Source organism: Mycobacterium sp. PSTR-4-N (assembly GCF_022348085.1).
Taxonomy (GTDB): Bacteria; Actinomycetota; Actinomycetes; order Mycobacteriales; family Mycobacteriaceae; genus Mycobacterium.
This window is the reverse complement of the sequence record NZ_JAKRFN010000008.1, coordinates 1-23,522: the sequence shown is the minus strand read 5'-3', so window position 1 is coordinate 23,522 and position 23,522 is coordinate 1. Positions and strand designations below refer to the sequence as shown.

At 66.8% G+C, this 23,522-nt stretch carries 23 protein-coding genes; 17 read left to right on the top strand and 6 right to left on the bottom strand.

All coding sequences use genetic code 11. From position 1 onward, the window contains the following. Positions 1 to 16 precede the first annotated feature (16 nt). On the top strand, positions 17 to 907 hold the full coding sequence (locus MHN84_RS13280; RefSeq protein WP_241205023.1) for a nitronate monooxygenase family protein: 891 nt from the start codon (positions 17 to 19) through the stop codon (positions 905 to 907). 1 nt (position 908) lies between these two features. On the opposite strand, the gene MHN84_RS13275 is transcribed toward MHN84_RS13280, so the two are convergent. After that, positions 909 to 1,655 (bottom strand): alpha/beta fold hydrolase, encoded by a 747-nt coding sequence (locus tag MHN84_RS13275; protein WP_241205022.1) that lies wholly within the window; start codon positions 1,653 to 1,655, stop codon positions 909 to 911. 63 nt (positions 1,656 to 1,718) lie between these two features. Between MHN84_RS13275 and MHN84_RS13270 the strand changes: the two genes are divergently transcribed. Continuing rightward, a complete protein-coding gene (locus MHN84_RS13270; protein ID WP_241205021.1) occupies positions 1,719 to 2,462 on the top strand; it encodes an SDR family oxidoreductase in 744 nt (247 codons plus the stop codon). Then, positions 2,459 to 3,370: an NAD-dependent epimerase/dehydratase family protein gene (locus MHN84_RS13265; protein WP_241205020.1), complete on the top strand. Its 912-nt coding sequence runs from the start codon at positions 2,459 to 2,461 to the stop codon at positions 3,368 to 3,370. The genes MHN84_RS13270 and MHN84_RS13265 overlap by 4 nt, the downstream gene beginning before the upstream one ends. Position 3,371: 1 nt before the next feature. Here the strand turns inward: MHN84_RS13265 and MHN84_RS13260 are convergent, their stop codons facing one another. Then, on the bottom strand, positions 3,372 to 4,004 hold the full coding sequence (locus tag MHN84_RS13260) for a DUF1345 domain-containing protein (RefSeq protein ID WP_241205019.1): 633 nt from the start codon (positions 4,002 to 4,004) through the stop codon (positions 3,372 to 3,374). 198 nt (positions 4,005 to 4,202) lie between these two features. On the opposite strand from MHN84_RS13260, the gene MHN84_RS13255 reads away from it, so the two are divergent. Genes MHN84_RS13255 through MHN84_RS13245 form a run of 3 tightly spaced genes read left to right on the top strand, consistent with a single transcriptional unit; the run spans position 4,203 to position 9,653 of the window. Continuing rightward, entirely contained in the window at positions 4,203 to 5,624 is a 1,422-nt protein-coding gene (locus MHN84_RS13255) for a DUF3375 domain-containing protein (protein WP_241205018.1), read from the top strand. Continuing rightward, positions 5,621 to 6,301, top strand: coding sequence for a DUF4194 domain-containing protein (locus tag MHN84_RS13250; RefSeq protein ID WP_241205017.1), 681 nt, complete (start codon positions 5,621 to 5,623; stop codon positions 6,299 to 6,301). Before MHN84_RS13255 ends, MHN84_RS13250 begins: the two co-directional genes overlap by 4 nt. After that, on the top strand, positions 6,294 to 9,653 hold the full coding sequence (locus MHN84_RS13245; RefSeq protein WP_241205016.1) for an ATP-binding protein: 3,360 nt from the start codon (positions 6,294 to 6,296) through the stop codon (positions 9,651 to 9,653). Before MHN84_RS13250 ends, MHN84_RS13245 begins: the two co-directional genes overlap by 8 nt. Here the strand turns inward: MHN84_RS13245 and MHN84_RS13240 are convergent. Continuing rightward, a complete protein-coding gene (locus tag MHN84_RS13240) occupies positions 9,601 to 10,329 on the bottom strand; it encodes an aspartate/glutamate racemase family protein (protein WP_241205015.1) in 729 nt (242 codons plus the stop codon). The two genes, MHN84_RS13245 and MHN84_RS13240, sit on opposite strands and share 53 nt — an antisense overlap. Before the next feature lie 289 nt (positions 10,330 to 10,618). Here MHN84_RS13240 and MHN84_RS13235 point away from each other — a divergent pair, with 289 nt between their 5' ends. From MHN84_RS13235 to MHN84_RS13220, 4 genes are read left to right on the top strand one after another with little or no spacing between them, the layout of a single operon-like run. After that, a complete protein-coding gene (locus MHN84_RS13235) occupies positions 10,619 to 11,212 on the top strand; it encodes a TetR/AcrR family transcriptional regulator (RefSeq protein ID WP_241205014.1) in 594 nt (197 codons plus the stop codon). Continuing rightward, positions 11,209 to 11,784: a TetR/AcrR family transcriptional regulator gene (locus MHN84_RS13230; RefSeq protein ID WP_241205013.1), complete on the top strand. Its 576-nt coding sequence runs from the start codon at positions 11,209 to 11,211 to the stop codon at positions 11,782 to 11,784. Before MHN84_RS13235 ends, MHN84_RS13230 begins: the two co-directional genes overlap by 4 nt. Then, positions 11,781 to 13,361, top strand: coding sequence for an MFS transporter (locus tag MHN84_RS13225; protein ID WP_241205012.1), 1,581 nt, complete (start codon positions 11,781 to 11,783; stop codon positions 13,359 to 13,361). The genes MHN84_RS13230 and MHN84_RS13225 overlap by 4 nt, the downstream gene beginning before the upstream one ends. Before the next feature lie 27 nt (positions 13,362 to 13,388). Further along, the gene (locus MHN84_RS13220; protein WP_241205011.1) at positions 13,389 to 14,399 is read left to right on the top strand and encodes a TIGR03617 family F420-dependent LLM class oxidoreductase; all 1,011 of its coding nucleotides are present in this window, start codon (positions 13,389 to 13,391) and stop codon (positions 14,397 to 14,399) included. Positions 14,400 to 14,402: 3 nt separating this feature from the next. Here MHN84_RS13220 and MHN84_RS13215 read toward each other — a convergent pair whose 3' ends face one another. Beyond that, the gene (locus MHN84_RS13215; RefSeq protein ID WP_241205010.1) at positions 14,403 to 15,341 is read right to left on the bottom strand and encodes a mechanosensitive ion channel family protein; all 939 of its coding nucleotides are present in this window, start codon (positions 15,339 to 15,341) and stop codon (positions 14,403 to 14,405) included. A 175-nt stretch (positions 15,342 to 15,516) separates the two neighbouring features. Here MHN84_RS13215 and MHN84_RS13210 point away from each other — a divergent pair, with 175 nt between their 5' ends. Next, positions 15,517 to 16,452 carry a hypothetical protein gene (locus MHN84_RS13210; RefSeq protein WP_241205009.1) on the top strand — a complete coding sequence of 312 codons (936 nt, stop codon included), beginning with the start codon at positions 15,517 to 15,519 and terminating at the stop codon, positions 16,450 to 16,452. A 9-nt stretch (positions 16,453 to 16,461) separates the two neighbouring features. Here the strand turns inward: MHN84_RS13210 and MHN84_RS13205 are convergent, their stop codons facing one another. After that, positions 16,462 to 17,610, bottom strand: a complete 1,149-nt coding sequence (locus MHN84_RS13205) for a PE-PPE domain-containing protein (protein ID WP_241205008.1) — start codon at positions 17,608 to 17,610, stop codon at positions 16,462 to 16,464. Between the two features lie 223 nt (positions 17,611 to 17,833). Here MHN84_RS13205 and MHN84_RS13200 point away from each other — a divergent pair, with 223 nt between their 5' ends. From MHN84_RS13200 to MHN84_RS13180, 6 genes are all read left to right on the top strand, one after another. Further along, a complete protein-coding gene (locus tag MHN84_RS13200; protein ID WP_241205007.1) occupies positions 17,834 to 18,136 on the top strand; it encodes a WXG100 family type VII secretion target in 303 nt (100 codons plus the stop codon). Beyond that, entirely contained in the window at positions 18,136 to 18,423 is a 288-nt protein-coding gene (locus tag MHN84_RS13195) for a WXG100 family type VII secretion target (protein ID WP_241205006.1), read from the top strand. Before MHN84_RS13200 ends, MHN84_RS13195 begins: the two co-directional genes overlap by 1 nt. Before the next feature lie 3 nt (positions 18,424 to 18,426). Further along, complete coding sequence (locus MHN84_RS29865; protein ID WP_241205005.1) at positions 18,427 to 21,114, top strand: glycohydrolase toxin TNT-related protein; 2,688 nt, start codon at positions 18,427 to 18,429, stop codon at positions 21,112 to 21,114. Beyond that, complete coding sequence (locus tag MHN84_RS29980) at positions 21,111 to 21,635, top strand: Imm61 family immunity protein (RefSeq protein WP_374238363.1); 525 nt, start codon at positions 21,111 to 21,113, stop codon at positions 21,633 to 21,635. The genes MHN84_RS29865 and MHN84_RS29980 overlap by 4 nt, the downstream gene beginning before the upstream one ends. Positions 21,636 to 22,136: 501 nt before the next feature. Further along, entirely contained in the window at positions 22,137 to 22,634 is a 498-nt protein-coding gene (locus MHN84_RS13185) for a hypothetical protein (RefSeq protein WP_241205004.1), read from the top strand. Then, entirely contained in the window at positions 22,631 to 23,155 is a 525-nt protein-coding gene (locus tag MHN84_RS13180) for an Imm61 family immunity protein (protein WP_241205003.1), read from the top strand. The genes MHN84_RS13185 and MHN84_RS13180 overlap by 4 nt, the downstream gene beginning before the upstream one ends. A gap of 169 nt (positions 23,156 to 23,324) precedes the next feature. Here MHN84_RS13180 and MHN84_RS13175 read toward each other — a convergent pair. Beyond that, positions 23,325 to 23,522: hypothetical protein (locus MHN84_RS13175; RefSeq protein ID WP_241205002.1), on the bottom strand; the 198-nt coding region annotated here is incomplete at its 5' end.

Genomic DNA, 23,522 nt, shown 5'->3' with positions numbered 1-23,522 from the left:
TGCCTAGGATCACGCCATGCTCGATCTCGCGGTCCCGATTCTCAACGCGCCGATGGGCGGAGTCGCCGGCGGCAAGCTGGCCGCGGCCGTCTCGCGGGCCGGCGGCCTGGGCATGATCGGAATGGGTAGCAGCGCAACCACATCCACCCTTCGCGACGAGCTGCCGCACGTCCACGGCGTCGCGTTCGGCATCGGCCTGATCGGCTGGCGGGTGCGCGACGAGCCCCGCCTGCTCCGCACCGCCCTCGATGCCGGCCCCGCGCTGCTGTCGGTCAGCTTCGGTGACGAGTTCTCCTGGGTCGACGACGCCCACGACGCGGACGCGCTGACGGCCACCCAGGTCGCCGATCTCGAGCAGGCCCGACGAGCGGCAGACGCCGGCGTCGACGTGCTGGTCGCCCGCGGCGCCGAAGGCGGTGGCCACGGCCAGCCCCGCATGGGGCTCGACGATCTACTCGCTCAAATCCTCGACCACACAACGACGCCGGTGCTGGCCGCAGGCGGAATCGCGTCCGCCCACGCGCTGTCGGCAGTGCTGGCCGCCGGCGCCGCGGGTGCCTGGATCGGCACTGCCTTCGCGGTGTGCCGGGAGTCGCTACTCACCGACGCGGCGCGTGCTCAGCTGATCGCGGCCCAGGCCACCGACACGATCGTCACCCGCGCGTTCGACGTGGCTTTCGGCTACGGCTGGCCACAAGACACGCCAGAACGCGTGCTGCGCAACAGCTTCACAGATCGCTACGACGGGCACAAGAGCGAGATCGACGACCGCGCCAGAGACGCCGTACGAGCAGCCGTAGCCGACGATGACTACCGCGTCGCGCCCATCAACGCCGGCCAAGGCGTCGGCGACATCACCACGATCGAGGACGCGCAGAGTGTCATCGACAGACTCACCCGGGCCTGAATCAGTCCAGCGTCGCCCAGAAGTCGTTCAGCGCCTGCGCGCCGCGGTGCGGGTCCTGCACCATCCACCAGTGCCCCAGCCCCTCCAGCACTTCCGTGCGCGCACCGGCCCGCTCGGCGGCCCGGCGCCGGTTGTCGTGCGCGCCGATGAACGCGTCGTCGGTCGCCAGCAGAGACAGACCGGGACGCGCCGCGGCGCGCGCCAACTCTCGGCCCGCCTCGGCCATCGCGGGCTGCGCGGCTGACCGGTAGAGCGCCAGGATCGCCCGGCCCATGTCGGCGTTCTGGTGTTCGGCGATCTGCGCGGCGATGTCGGCCGGAATTCCCAGGGACATCATCAGGTCTGTGCGCGCGCTCAGGTCACCGCCGAGCATCGCGTCGAGCGATTCCTCGCCCGCCCCCGGTGTCTGCCACACCTGCGCCATGTCGTGCCACACGTATTCGGGGTCGAACAATCCGACGACGTCGCTGACCCAGCTGCGCACCAGCTCGGGCCGGTGCATCACCAGGTTGACGACGTGCCCGCCGCCCCAGTCGTGGCCGACGACGTCGATCGGCCCGTCGATCGACGACAGCTCGGATTCCAGCCAGTCTCGGTACTCCACGAATGTCGCGCCGAACCCGTCGGGAAGCGGCGCCCCGAAGCCCGGCGGCGAGAGAAGCACCACGTCGTCGCGGCCCAGGACCGCGAGCAGCGGACCCCAGATCGCGGAGGTCTCGGGATTGCCGTGTACGAACACCGCCGTCATGGCGCTCAAGACTACGGACTTTCCGGGGGCCGTGGTCCTCCCCCTCGATGTCAGAGTGACGACATGAAGATCTCAGTGATCGGCGCAACGGGAATGATCGGCGCCCAGGTGGTCCAGATTCTGACCTCGGCCGGGCACGACGTTGTCGCGGCCTCCCTACGCACCGGGGTGAACGTCCTGACCGGCGAGGGGCTCGACGGCGCGGTCGCCGGGGCAGCGGTACTGGTCGATGTGACGAATTCGCCTCAGCTCGAGGATGATCCGGCGCTCGACTTCTTCACCACGGCCTCGGCGAATCTCGTCAAGGCCGCCGCGGGCGCCGGCGTCGGGCACTATGTCGTCCTGTCGATCGTCGGCGCGGACCGCATCACCGACAGCGGCTACATGCGGGCCAAGGTCATCCAGGAACGCACGGTCGCCGAATCCGGCGTACCGTTCACGATCGTGCGCGCGACGCAGTTCCACGAGTTCGCCGAGGCCATCGTCGGGTCGCTGGCGGTCGGCGACGAGTACCACGCACCGGTGGCCCGCATCCAGCCCATCGCGTCGGCGGACGTGGCGGCGGCGGTCGCCGATGCTGCCCAGGGCGCGCCGGCCGAGGGCATCGTCGACGTGGGTGGTCCGGAGAAGATGACGTTCGCCGAGCTGGCGCGCGCGGTGCTCGCGCACCAGGGGAAGAACAACACCGTCGTCGACGACCCGCAGGCCACGTACTTCGGCGCCCGCGTCGACGCCGACACCCTGGTCACCGGCCCCGGCGCCCGCCAGGGCACACAACGGTTCGGTGACTGGCTGGCCACTCGGTGAGCGAACTGGTTCTGGTGACCGGAGCTGCCGGCTACGTCGGCAGCCATCTGGTCAATCAGCTTGTCGCACAGGGCTACCGGGTCAGAGCGGCGGTCCGCTCCCCGCAACGCGCCGACGATGTGCGCCAGACGGCAGCAGCAGCCGTCGAGGTCGCCTACGCCGACCTGGCGTCCGACGACGGCTGGGCCGACGCGGTGGCGAACACCGACGTCGTCATGCACGTCGCGTCGCCGTTCCCGGCGGAGAATCCGCGGACCGACGATGAGGTCATCGTGCCAGCGCGCGACGGCGCGCTGCGTGTGCTGCGCCATGCCCGCGACGCGGGGTGCCGGCGCGTCGTGATGACGTCGTCGTTCGCCGCGGTGGGGTACTCGCCCAGCACCGATCAGCGCTGGACCGAGCAGGACTGGACGGATCCGGCCGATGAGAACACCGCCTACATCCGGTCGAAGGCCATTGCGGAGCGGGCAGCGTGGGACTTCCTGGCCCGCGAGGGTGGTGCGCTGGAGTTGACGACGATCGTGCCTACCGGAATCTTCGGCCCGACACTCGGTCCGCACCTGTCGACCTCGGTGCAGATCGTCCGCTCGATGCTCGCCGGTGATCCGCTACCGGCCGGCCAGTACTTCGGGGTGGTCGACGTCCGCGATGTCGCCGACGCGCACGTGCGCGCGATGACCACGAAAGATGCCGCGGGCGAACGTTTCCTGGTGGTCGCCGACGAGCCGCCGGTGACGTTCGCGGATTTGGCTCGCCTCATCGGTGTCGACGCCGACGACGATGTCCAGGGCACCCGGCCGCAGATCAGCAACGCCAAGGCCAAACAGATCCTCGGCTGGCAGCCGCGCCCGCTCGACGAGACGATCCGCGACACCGTGGCGTCGCTAAAAGACCTCGGGTTGGTCTGACCTACAGCCCGCCGGCGATCAAGTTCACCACGGAGGCGACGATCACCGAGCCGAAAAGGTACGACAGCAGACCGTGTTTGAGTGCCGTGGCGCGCATCCGCGACGACGTCAGGTTGGTGTCCGAGATCGCGAAGCTCATGCCGACGGCGTAGGCGACATACGCGAAATCGCTGTAACGAGGCGGCTCAGAAGTGTTGAAATCGATTCCGCCGACCGGCTTTTCCCGGAAGTAGACCTTCGCGTAGGTCAGCGCGAACAGCGTGTGCACGGCGAACCACGAGACCACCACGCTGCCCACCGCCACGAAGGGCGCCACCGCGCCGAGACGTTCGGGCCGCGCATTCGCCAGCAGCAACCCGACGCCGACCAGGCTGGCGAGCGCGCCGACGAGGACCAACACGAACACGGTGCGCCGGCCCGGCTCCTCGATGTCGGCATGCGAGGCGGTCTGCTCGGCATCGAACGGCCACAGCACCCACCACGTCCACACCAGGTAGGTCAGCGCGAGGACGTCCCAGCCGATCAGAATGGCGAACCGCCCGAATTCGACGGACGCGATCGCACCGGCCACCAGGCCGAGGATCGCCGCGCCCAGCAGCCGGATCGCGGGGGTGTGCCACCGCGCCGAGGTCATCTCAAGCAGTCAACCAGGCCGGCCTGTCGAAGGCCTGGAAGACACCCCCACCTGACCCGACAATCCCGCTGGTCACACCCGTCACACGACGCGCCGGAAACCTCGCGACACTCCCCCGCGGACGGCGGCGGTGTCCGCGCCGTGGCCTATGTTGGGGCCTCCGGCCAGACGCCGGAGCGAGACGGAGAGGGAGGGTGCGTGGACGACCAGCTGTCGGCGGCCGATCTGCTCGAGCGCAACCGCGAGCTGCAGGCATCCCCGACCCTGCGGCTGCTGTCGGCCACCAACCTGAGCCTCTACGCGACGTTGATGGACCGGCACCTGAGCGGCGGCGTGGTCGCCGAGACCGATCTGGTGGTTCGCCTCGAGCGGGATCTGACCGACCTCGGCGACGATCAGCCCGGCCTCGCCCTGGTCAAGTCGTGGGCCAGCCAGGGCTGGCTGCACCGCATCGTCGACGAACGCACCGACCAGAACGTCTGCTATCTGACCCAGGACGCCCGGCGCGCGCTGGACTTCCTGCGCGGGATGCGACGGCAGGACACGATCGCCACGGGCGGGTCGATCACCGGAATCGCCGGCCGGCTCAAGCAGGTCGCGATCAAGGTCGGCAATGATCCCGCCCGCATCCGCAAGAGCATCGAGGCCGAGATCGACGCGCTGCGTCGCGAGCTCGACGAACTGGAGGCCGGGGAGCGGCCCGAACCGGATGTCACCGACGCCTACGACGAGGCCCGCGCGATCGCGCTGCAGATGGAACGCCTGATCACCGACATCGGCCAGTACGGCACGATGATCGAGCAGGCCACCGCCGCGCTCGACGAGCCGATCGACAGCAACCTCGCCTACCGGGACCGGCAGCGGCAGATGTACGCCGACTACCAGGCGGCGTGGGACTCGCAGGGCCGCGACAGCCACCGCGCGTTCCTGCGCATGATCAACGATCCCGACCAGCGGGCCGAGTTCGAGGCCGACGTCGCCGCAGTCGCGGGGGCGCTGCCGCATCTCGACCCGGCGCTGCGCCGGGTGATGGCCGGCTTCTTCGAGCTGGTCGGCCAGCAGATCGACGAGGTCGAACGCATCCAGCAGCGGTGCGCGCAGCGGGTCAAGCGGTTCACCGCGTTCGGCACGCTGGAGCAGAGCCGCGGCATCGCCCGTCAGCTGAACGAGGCCATCGGCGCCGCGCGCACGCTGCTCAAGACCTCGCTCACCGATTCCCGGCTCGATCTCGAGCTGCCGCTGGCCCGGCACGCGATCAGCTCCGTTGGCGCGCTCAGCTTCAAGATCGGCGACCTGTCCACTCCGCAGCCGGCCAAACCGGCCGACGGCGACGTCGACCTCGCCAGCTTCGCCGCGCTGACGACCCAGGTCGACGCGGCCGCGATGGCGGAGATGATCAACGACGCGCTGCCGCTCTCGCTGCCCGACGCGGTCGCCAAACTCGACAACGCGTACCTCGGTCACGTCATCGTGCTCTGGTCCTGGGCGCTCAAGCAACCGCACGAAGCCGTGAAAGAGTCCACCACGGTGCGGTTCCGGTCTCTGGACGGTCGAGACCGCGAGATCGCCGTTCCTGACGTGACTTTCACCGAACCGATCACCGTGGGAGTGGCCCCGTGAGCACCGACGCCGACATCGACTTCTCGTCGCTACCGCAGGTCGACCAGACCGCCCGGCCGCCTCACCAGCGCCGACCGCGGTTCGACGGTGACGTCTCCGAGCTGCCCGACCGCGCCTGCTGGGCGTTGCAGCACCTGCTCACCCGGCGCTACATCAGCGCAGAGTCCGACGCCGACATCTACGCGTGGGTGCTCGAGTACCGTAATCAGCTCTCGGTCCGGCTGTCGGAGCTCGACCTGCTGCTGCGCATCGTCGACGGCACAGACGTGGCGTTTGTCGAGCAGGCCCGCTACGAATCCGCCAAGGGCATCAAGCTGTTACGCCGTGAACCACTCGGCACCTACGACTCGATCCTGGCCCTGCACCTCGCCCAGATGATGCGTGCCGCCGGCGGGCAGAGCGTGTTGATCTCGCGGGAGGAGATGCACGGTCTGTTCTCCGGGGTGCTCAACGACGTCGACCGCGACGCAGTCACATTCGCCGGCCGCATCGACGCGGCGATCGCCCGGCTCACCGGCCTGGAGATCCTGCGTCGCAGTCGCGACGACGAGGACAGCTACACGATCAGCCCGGTGATCACCGCGGTGATGACGGCCAGTGTGATCACCGAGCTGCAGCAGCAGTTCGAGATCCTCGCACGCGGAGGAACCACCACGCAGGAGACAGATCTTGACTGAGCAGTTCCACCTGTCCCGGCTGCAGGTCATCAACTGGGGCGTGTTCGACGGATACCATTCGATCCCGTTCAGCGACGGCGGCGCATTGATCGCCGGCGCCTCGGGAAGCGGCAAATCGTCACTGCTGGATGCTATTTCGCTCGGCTTCCTGCCGTTCAACCGGCGCAACTTCAACGCCTCCGGCGACAACACCGCGGCCGGGTCGAGCGCGGGCCGGCGCACCGTGGACAAGTACGTGCGCGGCGCGTGGGGTCAGCGCAGCGACGGCGGCACCAGCCGGGTGATGTACCTGCGCGGCGACGGGACCGCCTGGTCGGCCGTCGCAGTCACCTATGCCAGCGACTCCGGACGCACGGTGACGGGCCTGGTGCTCAAGTGGCTGACGGGCGAGTCCCGTAACGACTCGTCGAGCCGGTTCGTGCTCGGCGACGGCGATCTCGGCATCGAGGACGTCTGCAATCGTTGGGCGTCAGGCCGTTTCGACACCGGCGTGTTCAAGGACAACGGCTGGCGGTTCACCACCAAGGTCGAATCGCAGTATCTGGCGCAGCTGTACGCGACCATCGGCATCCGCGCGTCCGACGCGGCCCAGCAGCTGCTCGGTAAAGCGAAGTCGCTCAAGAGCGTCGGCGGGCTCGAGCAGTTCGTGCGGGAGTTCATGCTCGACGAGCCGGACAGCCTGGCCCGTCTTCCCGAGGCGCTCAAGCAGATCGATCCCCTGGTGGAGGCCCGCGAACTGCTGGCCGTTGTGCAGCGTAAGCGCAAGATCCTCGGTGACATCGAGAAGATCCAGCAGCGCTACGCGTCGGAGTCCACCGATCTCGGCATCATCGACCTCGTCGACCTGCCGATGGTCCGCGCGTACACCGATCACGTCCGGCTCGCGCAGTGCCCGGCGCAGATCGCCCAGCTCGACACCACGATCGACCAGCTCGATAACGAGTACGAGGACGTCACCCGATCGCTGAATCTGGCCAAGGCCGAGGCGGATTCGCTCAACGCGCAGATCAGCGGCACCAGCGCCAACATCGGGCCGCTACAGAGCCAGGTGACGGCCGCCGAAACCGAGGCCGAGCAGATCGAGCGCCGCCGCGCCGCCTACGAGGACATGCTCGCCGCGCAGGATCTCGAGGTTCCCGACACCGCTGACGAGTTCTGGAATCTGCGCGAGGAGCTGCTGCAGCAGGCCACCGAACTGCTCGCCAAGGTGGAGCGTAATCGAGAGGCGTCCACCGACGCCGAGTACGCGCAGAAGGCTGCGCGCATGACGCGCGACGACGCCGCCAAGGAGCTCAAGCGCGTCGAGCACGTCGGTTCGGCACTGCCCGAGTTCGCGCTGCTGATGCGCGATCAGATCTGCGCCGCGGTCGGGGTGGACGCTGCCGAGTTGCCCTATGTCGCCGAATTGATGGATCTGCGTGCCGATCAGACCCGGTGGCGCACCGCGGTGGAGAAGGTGTTGCGCGGCGTCGGGTTGCGCCTGATGGTGCCGGATCAGCACTGGACGGCGGTGCTGCAGTTCGTCAACGAGACGAACATGCGGGGCCGACTGGCGCTGCACCACGTGCGGGCGAAGATGCTGGGTGCGGAACCCGACGTCCCGGAGCCGAACACGTTGGCGGGCAAGCTCTTCCCCGTCGACCCGCAGCATCCGTGCGCCGCCGAGACCGTCGACATCGTCGCGGCGGCGGGCGATCACGTCTGCGTCGACACCCCCGATGTCTTCGCCCGCTTCCGACGTGCCGTCACCGACACCGGCCTGTACAAGGATTCCGACCGGCTCGCGATCAAGGACGACCGGCGCCCGCTCAAGCAGTCGGAGTACCTGTACCAGGGTGACGTGTCGGCGAAGATCAACGCGCTCACCGTCGACCTGGCCGCCGCCGAGGAGGCGTACCAGAAGGCGCGCCGCACGGCCGACGACATCGCCGCGCAGCGTCAGCAGTGGCGCGACCGTGCGGCGGCGTGCAAGGCGATCTGCGAGCAGTTCCCGCAGTGGAGCCAGATCGACACCGAGACCGCCGACGGCCACGCCGAGCGGTTGCGCGAACAGTACGAGTTGCTGCTGGCCGACAACCCGGACATCGAGGCGCTCAATGCGCGCGCCGACGAATGTTGGTCGCAGATACAGAAGTTGATGACGCGCCGCGGCGCGATCCAGACCCGCCGTGACGATCTGGATGCGCGCCGCACCCGGCTGATGGAACTGGAGGAGCGGCTGTCGCCGGCGTTCGTCAGTGAACCGCTGACCGAGCTGCTGACCCGCTATTCCGCGCAGCTGCCCGTCAGCCTCGAGTTGCTCGACCCGGAACCGTTCCGCGACGCATTGTTCGGAGCGATCAAGAAGGAGCGCGAGCAGCTCCGCGAGAGCCGCAGACGCTCCTATGACGAACTCGCGCGCATCCTCAACACGTTCGACACCGCGTTCCCCGACGCGATCCCGAACGACTCGGACAACTTCGATGAGCGCGTGCACGACTATGTCGCGCTGTGCCGCCACATCGACGAGCGTGAGCTGCCCGAGGCCTACGAGCGGATGATGCGGCTGGTCACCGAGCAGGCCCCGGACGCGATCCTGACGCTGCACCGGGTGGCCGAACAGGAAACCCGCCGCATCGCCGAACAGATCGAGCGCGTCAACACCGGGTTGGGCGCTGTCGAGTTCAACCGCGGCACCCGGCTGACGCTGCGCGCCACACCGCGCAGCCTGACCGCGGTGTCGGAGCTGACCGAGATCGTGCGCGCGATCAGCCGGCGCATCGCCGAGGTGGGCCTCGGGGACAAGCAGGCGATCCTCGACCAGTACGCCGACATCCTGCGGCTGCGCAATCGGCTGGCGTCGACGGCGCCGGAGGACAAGGCGTGGACGCGCGACGCACTCGACGTGCGCAACCGGTTCACGTTCGACTGCGCGGAGTGGGATGTCGCGTCCGACGAGCTGATCCGCACGCACAGCAACGCCGGCGACAACTCGGGCGGCGAGCAGGAGAAGCTGATGGCGTTCTGTCTGGCCGGCGCGCTGAGCTTCAACCTCGCGAGCCCCGACAGCGCGGACAACAAGCCGGTGTTCGCGCAGCTGATGCTCGACGAGGCGTTCTCGAAGTCGGATCCGCAGTTCGCGCAGCAGGCGCTGCAAGCGTTCCGCAAGTTCGGCTTCCAGCTGGTGATCGTCGCGACTGTGCAGAACGCAACGACGATCCAGCCCTACATCGACAGCGTGGTGATGGTCAGCAAGACCGAGGCGACGGGTCGCAACGCCCGGCCGGTGGCCACGGTGGCGACGCGGTCGATCGCGGAGTTCACCGAGCTGCGTCACCAGATGAAGCAGAAGTTGCCGGCGCTGGCGCGCTGAGCGCGAAGTCGACCGCGGCCTGCGCGTGCAGCAGCGTCGTCGGGAACACCGGCACGGCAACGTCATCGGGACCGAGCAGCAATTCGACCTCGGTGCAGCCCAGGATCACGCCCTGCACGCCGGCCATCCGTCCGACGACATCGCGATACACCTCGCGCGACGAATCGCGAACGATGTTGTGGCACAACTCGTCATAGATGATCTGACTGACCGCGGCGCGATCCTCGGCATCAGGCGTCACCACGGAAACACCGAACGACGCGAACCGCGAGACGTAGAACGACTCCTCCATCGTGAACGCCGTCGCCAGCAGTCCGACGCGGGTCAACCCGGCCGCGGCGACGGCACGCGCGGTCGTGTCGGCGATGTGCAGGAACGGGACCGTGACGGCGACCTCGATGGCCGATGCGACATTATGCATGGTGTTGGTGCATAGCACGAGCGCATCAGCGCCGGCTGCCTCGAGGCGACGGCCAGACTCAGCCAGCCGCTCCGCGACACCGTCCCAGTCCCCGGCGAGTTTGAGTGCCTCGATCTCGGCGAAGTCGACGGAGTCGAGAATGACTCGCGCTGAATGTAATCCTCCGAGGCGGTCGGCCACGAGCTCGTTGATCACCCGGTAGTAATGGGCTGTACTCACCCAGCTCATGCCGCCGATCAGACCGAGTGTCCGCACCGCTCCAGAATACGAGCGAGCGCGCCGGCCCCGAGGCCACTGCTCCCCCATCAACAGACATCAGGACCGGCGCGTCACTACGCAAGGCTTCGCTCAACCCCTCACTGCGCGCGCCTCGACAGTCCCGACGAGAGAAACCATGTGCATCGTACATAAACATCGCCGTTTCTGAGAAACATAAGGAATCGCTCGGAGAGGGCCTTCGAAAAACCCCTGCATATACTGCGTAGGCCCTCGCATCAGCTGAGCCCATGCCGATGCTGCACACAGTCCACAAGGGAGCGACCCAGTGTCCGAGCGGCTCGCCGCCGGCCGCCACAACCTCAGCCGAGCAGAGGTGGCGGCCCACCAGAAGCAGCGCCTGTTCAAGGCACTCGCGGCGGTGATGTCGATCAACGGGTACGCCAATACCACCGTCGACGACGTGATCAAGGAGGCCAAGGTCTCCCGCGCCACGTTCTACGAGCACTTCGATTCCAAGCAGGACCTCTTCATGTCCGGCTACGGGCGGATGCAGCGCCACGTCATCCACGCGATCCGCGAGGTGCCCGTCGCCGGCACCCCGATGGAGCGCTTCGCAGTGATGCTGGACCGCTACCTGGGCTTCATCGCTCTCGATCCCGTCACCGCCCGGCTGTATCTGCTCGAGGTCTACGCCGCGGGCCCCGACGCGATGCGCCGTCGCGTAGAGATGCAGCAAGAGTTCGTCGCCGGGGTCGCGCAGATCTTCGACGCCGGCGACGACGCACAGAAGTTCGCCTGCCAAGCGCTGGTCGCGGCGGTGTCGACGCTGGTGACCAATGCGCTGACCCGCGGTGACGACGTCACGGCGCTGCGTGAGCCGATCCTCGAGTACACCGCGCGCGTCATGGGTGGCGAATGACCGACGAGCTGCTCGGGCTGAGGGAGCGCAAGAAAACCCAGACCCGCCGCGCGATCCGCCGTGCGGCGTTTGAGCTGTTCACCGTGCAGGGCTTCGCCGCCACCACGGTCGAGCAGATCGCCGAGGCTGCGCAGGTCTCGCCGCGAACGTTCTACCGCTACTTCGGGGTGAAGGAAGCGGTGCTGATCTCCGACGATCACTCACCGTCGATCGTCGCGGCGTTTCTCGCCGCGCCGCGGCACTTGACCCCGATCGCCGCCTACGAGCACGCCGTCTCCGAGGTGTTCGGCGGACTGTCCGACGAGGACAGGGAGAACGACATCGCCGGACACCGGCTGCTGTATCAGATCCCCGAGGCGCACGGGTTGATCTACGCGGAGTTCATCAGGCTCATCGACCTCATCACCGACGCGCTGGACGAGCGGCTCGACGAGCCGACCGACGAGGCCGAACGGCGCGTGATCGCCGGGGCGATGGTCGGTGTCATCTTCGGCGCGGCACACAACACCCCGCTGCCCGAGAAGGCGGTGCCGTCCGCGCTGGCGGTTCTCGACGCAAAATTGTCGACGTGACGAGTTCGACGTGGGCGCCACTGCGCTCACCGGTCTTTCGCGCGCTGTGGATCGCGCAGTTGGTCTCCAATCTCGGCACGTGGATGCAGACCGTCGGCGCGCAGTGGATGCTCGTCGACGATCCACGCGCCAACGTGCTGGTGCCGCTGGTGCAGACCGCGACGACTTTGCCGGTGATGCTGCTGGCGCTGCCGTCGGGCGTGCTCGCCGACCTGGTGGACCGGCGCCGGCTGCTGCTCGCGACGCAGGGCGCGATGGCCGCCGGGGTGGCGTTCCTGGCGACGTTGACCGGGTTCGGGTTGACCACCCCCGCGGTGCTGCTGATCGTGCTGTTCGTGATCGGCTGCGGGCAGGCGCTCACCGCGCCGGCCTGGCAGGCGATCCAGCCTGACCTCGTTCCTCCGCAACAGATTCCCGCGGCGGCCGCGCTGGGCAGCATGAGCATGAACGGCGCGAGGGCGATCGGGCCGGCGATCGCGGGCGCGTTGGTGTCGCTGGCCGGGCCGACGCTGGTGTTCGCGCTCAACGCGGTGTCGTTCATCGGGATCGTCGCGGTGCTGCTGTGGTGGCGCCGGCCCCCGGTCCAGCACGACTATCCGCAGGAGCGGGCGATGGCGGCGTTGAGCGCGGGCGGTCGCTTCATCCGCAGTTCGCCGATCGTGCGGCGGATCCTGCTGCGGACCGCCCTGTTCATCGCCCCCGCGAGCGCACTGTGGGGGCTGCTGCCGGTGATCGCCGCCGACCAGCTGCGGCTCTCGTCATCGGGCTACGGGCTGCTGCTCGGCGCGCTCGGTGTCGGCGCCCTGCTGGGCGCGCTGGTGCTCTCCCGGCTGCGGTCACGGTTCGGCGCGAACATGCTGTTGACGCTGGGTGCGATCGGCTTCGCGGCGGCGACGACGGTGCTCGCGCTGGTGCCGGTGTTCGGCGTCGTGCTCGCGGCGCTGGTGGTGGGCGGCGCGTCGTGGTTGTTGTCCTTGTCGACGTTGAACGCGTCGATGCAGCTGAGCCTGCCGGCGTGGGTGCGGGCCCGCGGCCTGTCGGTCTACCAGCTGATCTTCATGGGCGGGCAGGCGCTGGGCTCGGTGGTCTGGGGCGTGCTGGCGGGTGGCACCAGCAGCGTCACCAGCTTGCTGGTGAGCGTGGGTCTGCTGCTGGTGTGCGGGCTGTCGTCGCTGTGGTGGCCGCTGCATGCGAACACCGGGAACCTGGATCTGACGCCGTCGTCGCATTGGCCGGAACCCACGCTGGTGTTCGAGCCCGAGCCGCTGGATGGCCCGGTGCTGGTGCTGACGTCCTACCGCGTGCTCCCCGAGAACGAGGATCGGTTCATCGCCGCGATGGCGGTACTGGGGCGTTCGCGGCAGCGCACGGGTGCGGCGCAGTGGCGGCTGTTCCGCAGCGTCGAGGAGGAGTGGACGTTCGTGGAGACGTTCATGGTGCGCTCGTGGGGTGAGCACATGCATCAGCACTACACCCGGCTCACCAGCCAGGATCAGGTGATCGAGGCCGGCGTCGAGCAGTTGGTCGAGGGGACGGCGACCTCGCACCACTACCTGGCGGTCCGCAGCGCACGCTGAGCGCGTCTCGCGGCGTAGGGTCGCCCCGTGCAGGTCGATGCGATGACGGTGCCGCGGCCGCTGCGTGAGGTCGCCGACCTGGCCACGCGCACCCAGGCTGCAGGGTTCCCGGGTCTGCTGTTCACCGAGACGGGCCGCACCGCCTACCTCAATGCCGCGGTCGCCGCGCAGGCCGCCCCGGGCCTCGAGATATCCACCGGCGTCGCCGTGGCGTTCCCGCGCAGCCCGTTCGTCACCGCGGCGACGGCGTGGGAGCTGCAGGAGGCCGCCGGCGGGACGTTTCGGCTGGGCCTCGGCACGCAGGTCCGCACGCACGTGGTCCGGCGCTACGGCGCCGAGTTCGAGCATCCCGGGCCACGGCTGCGGGACTACGTGCTGGCCGTCAAGGCATGCTTCTCGGCGTTCCGAACGGGGACGCTGAACCACCACGGCGAGTTCTACGAGCTGGACTTCATCACCCCGCAGTGGAGCCCGGGTCCGATCGACGCGCCGGACCCGAAGGTCGACGTCGCCGCGGTCAATCCGTGGATGCTGCGGATGGCCGGCGAGGTCGCCGACGGCATCCACGTGCATCCGCTCGGCGAGCCGGGCTACCTCGCGCGGCACGTGCTGCCGGACCGGGCACGCGGCGCGCAGGCGGCCGGCCGCTCCCCCGACGACGTCGCCGTCATCGTTCCGGTGTTGACGATCGTCGGGGACACCGACGAGCAGCGGCAACGGGAACGCGAGCTGGTGCGGGCGAGCCTGAGCTTCTACGGCAGCACGCCCAACTACGCGTTCATCTTCGACGAGGCGGGGTTCGAGGGCACCACGGCGCGTATCCGCGAGAAGCAGAAGGCGGGTGACTACGCCGGGATGGCCGCGCAGATCAGCGACGAGCACATCGCCGCGTTCGCGACGGAATCGACGTGGGACGGTCTCGCCGAGGCACTGACCGCGAAGTACGCCGGGGTCGCGACACGGTTGGTGCTCTACAACGCTATGGCCGACCGGGACTGGTTCGAGCGGTACGGGGAGGTTGCCCGGCGGCTGGCGTGACGGCTACTCGTTGCCGGAGGCCGCGGCCAGCAGTCGTCCGGCGGCGAACGGCAGCTCGACGCCGTTCGCGTCGAAGGCGCGCAGGATCTCGCGGCGCAGTCGGCGCTGGACCGACCACTGGACCCCGGGGCGGGTCTTCACCGTCATCCGCAGCGTGACCTGGTCGGATCGCACCTCCTGCACACCGAGCATCTCGGGCTCGCCGAGCACCTTGGCCGCGATCTTCGGGTCCTCGAGGGCGCTGTGTGCGGCGTCGAGGGCCACCTTCTCGGCGCGTTCGACGTCGGCGGTCGGCGCCACGGGGATCTCGATGCGGGCGACGGCGTAGTCCTGGCTCATGTTCCCGACGCGGGCGATCTCGCCGTTGCGGACGTACCAGAGGGTGCCGTCGATGTCGCGGACAGTGGTGACGCGCAGGCCAACGCTCTCCACCTCGCCGACCGCGTCACCCAGGTCGACGGTGTCGCCGACGCCGTACTGGTCTTCCAGCAGCATGAACACGCCGGTCACGAAGTCGCGAACCAGATTCTGCGCGCCGAATCCGATGGCGAGGCCGACGACGCCGGCAGAGGCGATGAACGGGGCGATGTTCACCCCGAGGACGTTGAGGACGCCCAACACCACCCAGATCAGCAACACGATCGACACGCTGGACTTCAGCACCGAGGCGATGGTCTGAGCGCGCTGCTGACGGCGCTCGGCGCTGCGGGCGCTGGAGGGCGCGCGGTCACGGAGGCCGCGCAGCAGCGGGGGCTTCTTGGTGATCGCGTCGTCAGCGCGGGCCTTGGGATGCCGACCGGTGGCGGCGCGGTCGATCATCCGGTGCAGCAGGTAGCGCGCGATCAGCACGACCAGGATGTAGGCAACGATCCGGATGGGGACTTCGACCAGCCAATGCCGGTTGGTCTCGGTCCACTCGAAGGCGAGGTTGTATACGTCCATCATCTCGACCGTACAGTTACCCACTCCGCCGATCGCAAATCACGCTGCGGCTGAGCCACTTTGGCGCGGGGGGCCATGTCCGGGGACGGCCCGGCATCAGCGACAGAGTCGGCGACCGGTGAGCAGCACTAACGACTTCTGATCACGTGTCGGTGCCCACTCGTATCGTCTGCCCATGGCAGCACGGCGGGAGTCAGGCGGCGGCGGTATCGCCGGTGTCTTCGGCGTGCTGATGGTCGTGGGATTGATCGCCAAGTACATCTGGTTCATCGTCGGCGCCCTCGCCGTCGCAGCGGTGGCCGCCGGGGTGTTCTACGCGTCGCGCGCAGCCCTGCGACGGGCCGAGGAGCAGCGCCGCCTCACGGAGCGACGCGAGCAGGATCTGTGGATGCGCGCCGAACGGCAACGCCGGTGGACGATGCTCGACGACAGCCGCGCCATCTACGGAGCCGGCGGGGATGCGCCGACGCGTGCGGTGCTGGAGTCACCGTCCGCGGACGGACCGGTCGCGCGGCGGGCGCGCTCGGCGGTCGAGCTCGCGACGCTGAAAAGAGAGAAGCCGCGCGCATGGCAGCTCGCGGTGTTCGGGTCGGTGCTGCAGCAGCGCACCGCCGAATTGGTGCCGAGGTTGCGCGACAGTCGCTCGGGTTTCACGACGGGTGACGGGATGCACGTCTCGTCGGGGCCGCGGCTGGCGGACGTGCTGCTCGGCCTGATCGACGAGATGCTGTCTACGACCCACCAGCTCGGCGGCTTCCTCCCCGCCTGTGTGGCGATCGCCGACGAACACGACCCGGACGGCGTCGAGCACACGGCGCACCGCCTGATGGACTATCAAGTGCGCCTGCTGGAACTGTCCGAACGCTGCCGCGCGCTGTCCGCGCCGTCGGGGTACATCGACGTGATCGCCGCGTGCGCACGGATTCTCAATACACCGGTGCAGAGTTTCGACGAATTCATCACGGAGTACCTCGAGGTGGTCGACGCTCTGCCGCGCCTGCTCGAACACAGTTCGGGTCCGCTCGAGATCCCGGCGATCGGGATCGACCTCCGTATCGACGATGCATTGTTCGATACGACCACCGCACGGCTGGAGGCAATGCAGCGGTGATTGTTGCAGCTACTCGGTGGCGCCGGCCGACGATGTCGCCGCGGCGCGCTCGGGCCTCTCGACACGTTTCTGCGTGCCGCCGTCGTCGTCCTTCGCGTCGTTCTTCTCAACGGACTTACCGGGCCGCGTGACGAACTCATCCTCGGCCGAATCATCCTTCGCTGCCTGCTTTTCCGCGCGGGCTTCGGCGCGTAGGCGCTTACGCTCCTCGCGGCGTTCGGCAGCCGACTCCTTCCACGACGTGGCAGAACGTTTCATGGCCGTGGACGTCGGCTCGGCGGTTGGCTCCTCATCAGCGACGGCGGCCTCGACGCGCGCAACCGTCGGCTTGGGTCCCGGCGGACCGGTCAGGGTGTCCGGGATGCCGTACTCCATCTCGGGCCGGTCGTAGGCCTTGTCAATCTTGGGCCGCAGCTTGGCGTCGAGCTTGGCGACGAAGTCGGGATCGAACTTGAACGCGACCATGGGCTGCAGGATCGGGAGCACCTCGGTCGGGATGAGAATGGTGGTGGTCGTCCCGCCGGCCTCGTTGGTCTCGACGGTGTAGTAGGTGTCGAGGTTGCGGATGTCGAACTCGGACTGCTTCACGTGCAGGATCGCCGCGCCCATGATCGCGTTGGACACGGCGAGCATGTTCCACGGGTTGTCCGGGAAGTCGGCGATGCCGTCGTACTCGGCGCTGACGATGATGATGTTGTACGGCGTGACGGGCACCGGCAGGCCAGCCAGCTTGCCGGTCCAGTGGTCGCTCGGCGAGCCGTAGATGGCGACGTTGAGTTCCGAGGGCGGCGGCGGTTCCTTGCCATCGGTGGTGTTCGCGCGGTCGGCTTCGAGGCGGCGCAGCACCTCCATGACGGCGGGGGCGCCTTCGGAGACGCCGCCGATGGTCTTGGGTCCGGCGTACTGCGGGTCGTAGACGGCGTTGTAGAGGTTCTCGGTGCCGACCTTGACCGAGGAGTAGAACTCCTTGCCGGGGAAGGGGACATTGACGCGGCGGTCGTACTCGGCGAAGTACCCGCCGAACGCGTTCTCCATCTGCTCGTCGCTCAGCTCGGCGTAGATGCCCTTACCGCCGAGAAGCAGGGCCGTCGATGCGTTCGCCATACCCGCAGACGGCGTGATGAGCAGAGCTCCGAGCAAAACGGCAAAACGCTTCATGACCCACCCCGGTTTCTGCAGCGACAAGTCCTGATCTGACATTTTGACGGTACTGCCGTATCGGAAAGGAGGAATCGGGGAATCCCCCCGTCATCGGGTTCGTCGGCCTGCTTTCTTTGCTGCGGATGCCGAGCCGGCCAGCGGAAATCAGCGGCCGGACCCCCCTCGCCGTCGTCGTAGGCTGATCGGGGGAATTCTGATCCGCATCGAAGGAGTCGTCGATTTGTCGCGCCTGCAGGTTTCGACGTCGGAACTCGTCGCCGTGTCGAGCGAGCTCGACACTCTGGCGCAGTCGTTGAAGTCAGGGCTTGGCAGCCTCGACGCCGACATCTCCGATGCGTTGGGTGCCGGGTGGTCCGGGGACGCGGCGACGGCCTATGGCGCGGTGTGGCGGGACTGGCACGAGGGCGCGGCCCAGGTGATCGAGGGGCTCACCCGGATGTCGAGCCTGCTGCAGGACGCAGCCGAGCGGTACTCCGCGACCGACGCCACGTCGGGCGACGACATTTCTGGGGTTGTTCTGTGATGAGCGCGTTCAGCGTGGACCCCGCCGCGCTGCTGGCCGCGGTGGATCGCATGTCGGCGTTCGACTCCGAGCTCGACAAGCACTTGGCGCAGATTGCGAGCAGTGTGGCGCGGTTGGGCACGTCGTGGCAGGGCGACGCCGGTGAGGCGGAGCGTGCTGCGCAAGCCCGGTGGGACGAGGGCGCGGGCGAGATGCGCGAGGCACTGGCGCGCCTGCGCGCGATCGCCGAGGGAGCGCACCAGAACTACTCCTCGACGGCCCAGATGAATCTGCGTATGTGGGAGTGATCGGTGACGGCTCCGATCACCGTCGACCCCGCCGCTCTGGCCGGCATCGGCTCAGCCGTCGCGACTGACGGCGTCACGGTCGCCACCGCGGCGCACACGCTGTCGACGGCGCTGTCGGGCGCGGGGGCCATGTTCGGACACGATGCCGCCGGCGCGCTCTTCGGGCAGAGCTACACACAGGCAGGACAGTCATTGCTGGATGCCGCGGCATCGGCCGTGAATGCCTGTCGCAAGGCGGGTTTCGGCGTGCAGATGTCGGCGGTCAACTACGAACGAGCAAACGCCGCGTCCACCGTGGGCGGCGGAGAAACGTCCATCCCACAGCCCTCCGCGCCCGACGCATTCACCGCACCGTCGATGCCCCCGCCGATGGGCAGCGGTGTCGCGGAACCGCTGTTGTGGACGATCGTCGAGTCGTTCGTCGGGGATGTGTGGCCCGACGGCAACCCCTCAGAGATGCGCGCGGCTGCGGCGGCGTGGCGATCGTTCGGCGCCTCGATCGGCGCGGTGGCCGAGCCTGTCGGGGCCGCGGGTACGGCGCTGGCGGGGCAGCAGATCCCCGAAGCCGGACACATGGGCGATGCGACAGCGCAGATCAGCAGCGGGCTGGCTGATATTGCCGCGCAGGCAAAGGACTTGGCCGCGCAAGTCGATACCTTCGCAGCGAATGTGGAAGCGACGCAGAACGCGATCCGAGGGCTGCTTCACCAGCTGAGCATCAGTGGGGTCTTGGACGCGTTGGGTGACATCTTCAGCGGGGAGAACCCCTGGCAGAAGGTCCAGGAGGTCGCCGACGAGATCAAGACTGTGCTGGCCAACATGAAGCGGCAGGCCGATGCCGCCCGAACCTTGTTCAGCCAGAGCATGAATCTTCTGGACACGGCGACGACTTCGCTGCAGAGTTGGGCCACCAAGGAGTTTGTCGACGTGTTCGGCGAAGATGTCGGCACCGCGCTGTCGCAGGACTTCAAGGCATTGACCGGCCTGCCGGCGGGTGGACTGAAGTTCCTCGGCGTCACGGCGGAGGGGCTGCAGGGACTCGACCCGATGCGGTTTGCCTATGACCCGCAGGGTGCATTGGACACATGGAAGGGGCTCGCGGATTCGACTGCGATGCTGACCAATCCGGCGCTGTTGGCGGAAAAGGTGATCTCGGATCCGCAGGGCAGTCTCGATGCCGCGAAGAAATTGGTCGACTGGGAGGACGTCGAGAAAGGCGACCCGTTCCGTGCGTTGGGGTACAACGTGGCGCAGGTGGGGACGATGTTCCTTCCGGGCGCCGGCGAGGCAGGGCCCGCCGCCAGCGCGGCGTCGGCCGAGGCGCGGGTCGCGGGAGCCGAGGCACGGGTTGCTGGCGCTGGTACGCGAGACGCCGCGGCGGCTGCTGGCACGCGCGCTGCGTCCGCGACTGAAGGGATCAGCACCAAAGCGAGCGAGGTCGGTTCGAAGCTCGACGGCATCAAAGTACCGGAGGCACAGCCGGGTTCGAGTGTTGGCGGGAAGGCACCCGCGGAGGCGCCTCGCACGGAGGTACCGTACAGCGCCGAAACCCGAGCAGTGACAGCGGAGCAGTCAGTTGATGCCGATCGATCCGGCACCCCTGCCCAATCGGGCAGTTCAAAGGGTGAAGCGGGTACATCACGGGCACAGGACGCAACGTCCCATACCGCAAGCGATCCGACGCCGAAAATTATGTCGCCACGACCGGACACATCGGCAGAAGTAAACCGAATTCATCAGGCCCCATCCCCAGAGGCCCACCAACCAACGCGAACTGATCCAGATACCGGGATCGGACAACACTCCCCTTCACATCACGGGGATTTTCGCGCAAAGGAACACGACCCCGAAAAGCTTGAAGGGACCAAGACCACCGAGCCTCCGCAGAACATCCGAGAACCAGACCGTACTTCGGATGCGTCTGCGGAACAGGTCGACCCGCGCGACCGATCCAGTAGCTATGCCCCCGAGGGCACCACAACACGAGACGGCACTGACAGTGACGGCCATGCGATCGACGGACGGACCGACGCAACATCCTCGCCGGTCGACCCAATTCATTCAGCCGAAGACTCCGGCCCAGGCTGGCACCGCCGAGCCGACGAGGGCCTAAACCCTGAGTACGGTCAACACCCGCTTGATGACTATTGGACCTATGGAGATTATCCATCGGACATGCACCGGGAAGTGCGGGACCTGATTTCAGACCCGTCGGCCCCTTGGGGCCGTGATGCGGATGGAAATGCCCTGACGCAGGAACAATACGAATCGCGGTATGACAAGGTCGGGCCCGACGGTGACCATCATCAGAATTGGCCACCCAACGCGGGAGCGGTGCCGGGAACGAGGGTTGTTTACGAATCACTGGACGCGCTCCTACGCGATTACGGAGCGAGCGACCACACCTTGTTGGTGGACCGTATCGGCAGGATCGACGGTGACTACCTGGCTGTCATGCCCGATGGCGTCCCGGCGACCTTCGAGGAACGCTCGTTGCCGATCTTCAGCCTCTCTCAGCCGTATGCTGCATACACCATGATGGGCACCCTGCCAGAGGGATGGACGCTCGAGATCTCCCAGGTAGCACCTGCTTTCGCGAGAGATGGCGGTGCGCTTCAATTGCTCGTAATCGACGATCTTGGCGAAGCAGTACGTATACCGGCTTTGAAGCAGTTGGGAATACTCCGATGACAGCACCTGAACTCTCCGACGATCTGATTGAGTGGGCGCACAGGGCGGGCTTCGAACCGGCGTCTCATGGGGAGGCCTTGGTTCTCAGCTCAACGGGCGACGAAACAAGTTACGTAGTTAGAGGCGGTGATGATGGTTGGCTTCTGACAAGGGCCAGCAGGGGTCGTTCGGAAACGTTCGATCTTCGCGCTTCTTCTAGAGACGCCCTGGAGCGCTACTTGACTCACGTCTTCGGCCAGACGGTTCGCGATGATGCGGGATTGGACTTCTTGATGCTGCCGTTCTCCCACGATGACGTGGCCGAGGGCTATTCGTTGACAGAACTAGATGCAGACAGATTCCGCTACCTGTCTCAAAACCCTACCGGAGCTGTCGTGGCCGCAGCTCGTGGTGAGCCAGGAAGCTTGTTAGTCCTGATACCGCTGTCCCACTTCTTACACTTCAGCAACGAAGAGCTGCGAGAGTCGTACCTCAGTGAGGTCGGCGCACCTCTCTTAAAAGCAGGCCGCTATACGCGATGACAGAGAAATATCTGGGTGTAGAGCAGATCTCTGCGTCACTGCGCGAGCGTGTGCGCGTGGGACAGGGACTATCGGTTCCCCACGCCTGCAAGTGGGACGTCGGCGGTTGCACTCCGAAACAATCACTGGGGGAATACCCGCATGATGCGCTCAGGAGCTTCTGCTCCGGGTTGATTGCGCACGGCGAGGGAAGCGATACTGAAGTGATCAATCGCGCAGCGGCTGCCACCGTCGCGGCGATCGCGAAGACATCCTCATGAGTGTCGATCTGGTTGATCAGATCTCCCGCTTACCCGCGCTCCCGGGAATCACATACCGAGGCATGAGCGATGCGCAGCCCACTTCCGCCGTCACGGTAGCCGCCCTGTCGCCCACTCCCTTCAACCGGCGAGCCTCCAGTGACAACTTCAGCTCTGAGCGCATCGCCGCAATCGCCGATACCAGCAGCCGATACATTGCCCCGCATCCCCGTCACCCCGACGTGCCGCAAAGAAGGTAGCGATGGCCAGCTTCTCGCGATTACGCGCCAATTGGCTCACATGGACTACTTGGGCCGGAATGTCGAATCCGTCGGTTGTCGCCGAGGACGGCAATGAAGACGCAGTCTTCAAGTCCGACGACCAGACGTGTCATCTGCAGCACGACGGCGAGTGGTGGGTACTCGACGTGACGAACGATCGCGGAAAGTTCTATCCCGCTGCTGCGAAGTTTTCGAGTTTTGAACTTGCGGAGAAGTACTTGATCTGGGATTGGGCGACCTCCTTACGAAGCGATCTAGCGTCAGGCCCGTTGGGAACCGATCTCTACAAATTGGGCTATTCGCCGTCAGTCAAGGCCACAGAGGTACGACTGGGCTTCGTCGAGCTCTCGGGCGATGCAGGAACTGCGGCTCTGTCTACCGTAAATGCAACGATCTTCAGCCACCTGATGGCGAAGCCGGTGGAGGAGATCGAACGACTCGTCAACGTCGGCATGGGTCCCACCCAGGCTCTTGAATGACCGCGATGGAAATCTCGCTAGACCTCGTGACATGGGCTGCTGAATCCGGATTCAGTTGGAAGCCAGACGGTTACGGAGAGCCCATACGATTCTTCAACCAAGGCGGCGAGGAAAAATACTACATTCGAGCCAGTGTGGTTAGACCAGGTTGGATTGATATCACCAATGCGAGCCGTACGGGCGGCGAGCAGCACCTTTTGAGTGCGAGGAACTTGGATGTCGCCGAACGTTTCTTCTGGGGCTTGTTTGGCTCGGACAGACGAAGCCGAATGCATCTGCCACGTCTGAGAATACCCATTCGTGCCGATCAGGTTGCCCGATGCTTCTGCATCGAACTACCTGAGTCCGGCCAGTCACGGCTCGTGGACCCGGACGGAGAGAATGTCATGGCCGCCACTTCGGATATCTCCGACGTCGCCAATCTCGTACGAACCTCGCACTGGATGTCAGTGCCACTCAGAGTATTGAAAGAGAGTTTCTCCGATCCCGAAGGTCGCCCCGCCTTCCCGCTGTCGAAGTAGCGAGTTGGCTATGCGCGACTTTTCGCGATTGCGGATCGATTGGCTCACATGGACGGCGTGGGCGGGGATGTGGAATCCATCGGTCATTGTCGACGAGGGAAAGGAAGACGCCGTCTTCAAGTCCGATGACCAGACGTACCGCCTGAGGCACGAGGATGACTGGTGGGTACTAGACGTGACCAATGACCGGAGAAAGCTCTATCCCGCCGTTGCGAAATTCTCGAACTTTGAACTGGCGGATGTCAATGGCCAAGTCGAAGTATCCGCTGGTGGCCAGATAAAAGTATCCGCCCCGTGCGGTAGTTCCTAGGTTGGCTTGGGCTGCTCCTTCCGGTGTTTGGCGTCCTTCATGCGGTAGGAGTCGCCG

Coding starts and splice junctions, on each gene's coding strand:
- MHN84_RS13275 (WP_241205022.1), bottom strand. CDS start 1,655: ATGACGGCGGTGTTCGTACACGGCAATCCCGAGACCTCCGCGATCTGG.
- MHN84_RS29980 (WP_374238363.1), top strand. CDS start 21,111: ATGACAGCACCTGAACTCTCCGACGATCTGATTGAGTGGGCGCACAGG.
- MHN84_RS13180 (WP_241205003.1), top strand. CDS start 22,631: ATGACCGCGATGGAAATCTCGCTAGACCTCGTGACATGGGCTGCTGAA.
- MHN84_RS13185 (WP_241205004.1), top strand. CDS start 22,137: ATGGCCAGCTTCTCGCGATTACGCGCCAATTGGCTCACATGGACTACT.
- MHN84_RS13215 (WP_241205010.1), bottom strand. CDS start 15,341: ATGGACGTATACAACCTCGCCTTCGAGTGGACCGAGACCAACCGGCAT.
- MHN84_RS13230 (WP_241205013.1), top strand. CDS start 11,209: ATGACCGACGAGCTGCTCGGGCTGAGGGAGCGCAAGAAAACCCAGACC.
- MHN84_RS13270 (WP_241205021.1), top strand. CDS start 1,719: ATGAAGATCTCAGTGATCGGCGCAACGGGAATGATCGGCGCCCAGGTG.
- MHN84_RS13260 (WP_241205019.1), bottom strand. CDS start 4,004: ATGACCTCGGCGCGGTGGCACACCCCCGCGATCCGGCTGCTGGGCGCG.
- MHN84_RS13195 (WP_241205006.1), top strand. CDS start 18,136: ATGAGCGCGTTCAGCGTGGACCCCGCCGCGCTGCTGGCCGCGGTGGAT.
- MHN84_RS13210 (WP_241205009.1), top strand. CDS start 15,517: ATGGCAGCACGGCGGGAGTCAGGCGGCGGCGGTATCGCCGGTGTCTTC.
- MHN84_RS13280 (WP_241205023.1), top strand. CDS start 17: ATGCTCGATCTCGCGGTCCCGATTCTCAACGCGCCGATGGGCGGAGTC.
- MHN84_RS13205 (WP_241205008.1), bottom strand. CDS start 17,610: ATGAAGCGTTTTGCCGTTTTGCTCGGAGCTCTGCTCATCACGCCGTCT.